The organism is Halalkalibacter sp. AB-rgal2 (assembly GCF_041821005.1).
Taxonomy (GTDB): Bacteria; Bacillota; Bacilli; order Bacillales; family Bacillaceae_D; genus Halalkalibacter.
This window is the reverse complement of the sequence record NZ_JBGUAV010000054.1, coordinates 1-2,724: the sequence shown is the minus strand read 5'-3', so window position 1 is coordinate 2,724 and position 2,724 is coordinate 1. Positions and strand designations below refer to the sequence as shown.

The window sequence follows — 2,724 nt, the reverse complement described above, 5'->3', positions numbered from 1 at the left end:
CTTCGTACAGATAGGTAAGGATTTGAAGTTATCGCTTCCTTTTCCCCCTGTTCACACCGTACGTGCGACTTTCATCGCATACGGCGTTCCAACTAGTCCAATTCATTCAATTCTATGTATTTAATGAAGCGAAAGTATTTATTCCCTACTTAGATTGATTCATTTTTGCATAGTTTTCGGAGTTCATTTATCTTTTCTTTTTGCTTTTTGTTTAATTGAAATGTTTGGAGGAACGACTTGATTTTATTAACATCTTTCAGATGTACAAGTCTGTGAATGGCTTCATGTAACACTATAAGGTTTGAGTAACTATCATCTCTTGTTAGATGATAGGGGTTCTTATGGTGACAGTGCCAATCCCTTTTTCCAAGTTCAACCCCTAATACAGCACATTTTCCGTATTGAGCAATAAATCTACTAATACGGTTGTCATTATATTCAATCGTTCGATTTGGGATGAAATTTCTCATAATATAAGCTAATACATTTTTATTTATTGCTTTAAGGGTATTGTGTATCTTGTCTCTGCCTTTAACCGTATAATTACAGATATCTTGAGAAAAACAGAGGTTAGTTTTATGCCGTTGAGCATAAATAGGAACAAATACCATATCCCTAATTTTATAAAACTTAGGTTCATATCCTTTATAGCGTTTTTGTAATGTAGAAGTCATATCAGAGAATTTCGCTTCTGTTCTGAGGCTCTTTAGTCGATTATATAAAGTCTTTCCAAGATAGGAGGCTAACTCACTTAAATTATTTGTGATTTGAGTGGCACTTGAATAGTAATTTTGGATCCCCATGACAACGGTATTGTAATGCCAAACCGTTTCAATGCATGGCTTCTTTTGTATTGCCTTGATTGATTCTTTAATTTTGACGAATGCATTGGATTTTGCTTTCTTAGTCATATTCGATTGAGCAACATAACCCATTCGCGTTTTACCTTTTCGAATGGCTCGAATCGAAAACCCAAGGAATTCTGACGAATTCTTTTTGAGGTTCATTACTTTAGACTTCTCTTCACTTGTTTCAAGATGTAACCGAGTTTTTAGAAAGTCCTTGATAGCATAATTCATTTTAATAGCTTGTGTACGAGTGCGACATAAGACCTTAAAATCATCGGCATACCTTACAATGTAACATTCTTTCAATCCCGTCTTTTTCAGTGGATAATATTTACCAGGGTATTTATAATTGAATCTTGTTTTAAAAGTTTCCCACTGGTCACTAACCCACCAATCTAATTCGTTTAAGACAATATTCGAAAGAAGTGGCGATAAGATACCACCTTGGGGCGTTCCTTTGGTCGGAAGACCTTCACCTTCAATCTCTGCTTTTAATAGCTTTGAAATGATAGTGAGCAAGGATTTATCCCTTATCCCAAGCGACCAAATTTGTTTAAGCAATTTACTATGATTCACATTATCAAAGAAGCCCTTTATATCGACATCGATACAGTGATGAAGTCCTGTTTGATTGATAAGAAATTCAAACCTAGCTTTCGCATGATGAGTGCTTCTGTTTGATCTGAAGCCATAACTATGTTTATGAAATTTGGCTTCGCATATAGGTTCTAATACTTGTAAAATACACTGTTGAAGTATTCTATCCCAAATTGTAGGAATTCCTAATGGTCTTGTTTTCCCATTCGCTTTCGGAATGAAAACACGCCTTACTTTTTGCGGTTCATAGGATGTGAGCCTCTTTTCAATCTTTTCAATTACTTCGTCTACTGAGAGATGTTTTACATCCTCAATCGTTAATTTATTTGAGCCAGCCGTCTTACTACCTGTATTTCTTTTGATGTTTCGATAGGCAAGACGTATATTTTCTTTCGAACTAATGATTTCCATTAAGTCATAGAAATTTTGACCATCGACACTTTGAGCATACAGATTATCAAAGCAGTGCTGCATATCATAATACTCACTGTGTCGCAGTTTCTTCCGTTTTAACAAGTCGGTGACTCCCTTGGGAGTGAGACCTCTTTTAGTCTGACAAGAACCTTATTAACCGATAAAGAACTGTCTTACATGGTTGAATGATTCTTTATTAGTCTAGTGGCTATCCCTCCATGTGGATTAGACATTTCATTGGTACTGTGCCACCACCTTCACTGATATAAAAGTAAGTTATACAGTAACTATTCTCATTACTACTTTCCTTATTACCGTTTCATAGGGAGTAAGCCCTCCACGTTATCAGCTTACAATGTTGAATTATATCTATTATAGAAAGAACGTAGATGCTTCCTGTAAGCCTGTCAGCCGTTCATATGCCTTTAACATATCATGGATTTTCATATTAGTTAGTTTTACTCATCCACTGCCAACCTCACAATTCGGTGATATACACATTTCTATGTATTGCAGGTGTAGACCCGTACATTCAGAAGTTCGTCAGCTTACCCATTCTTATAGGGTATTAAGCATCCTCACCATATTCAATCAACTCAAGCATCATGATTTACACCACCCCCGCGGGTAGGCTTTCGTCAGTCACAATCACTGTTACGGTAAATTCTCACGCCTTTTTGCCGAGCTTATAACACTATCATTCTTACTAATTTTAGTGCTACTCGACTCAGAGAGAACCCTTCAAGGCGTTACCCTTTCATTTGATTCTTCGATATAACCCTTCCGTTCCATAAGGAACTGCCTAGCCTTTACCAGAGTGATGTAACCATCCTCCATTTAAGCTAGGAACATTTCGCACAACTAA

At 36.5% G+C, this 2,724-nt stretch carries 1 protein-coding gene; it reads right to left on the bottom strand.

What is annotated here, in order from left to right; genetic code table 11:
* Nucleotides 1–149 precede the first annotated feature (149 nt).
* Nucleotides 150–1,919: a group II intron reverse transcriptase/maturase gene (ltrA, locus tag ACERJO_RS20855; RefSeq protein WP_373648767.1), complete on the bottom strand. Its 1,770-nt coding sequence runs from the start codon at nt 1,917–1,919 to the stop codon at nt 150–152.
* Nucleotides 1,920–2,724: the final 805 nt, after the last annotated feature.

Excerpts from the sequence above, each read along its gene's own strand:
- ltrA (WP_373648767.1), bottom strand. The coding sequence starts at position 1,919 with ATGCAGCACTGCTTTGATAATCTGTATGCTCAAAGTGTCGATGGTCAA.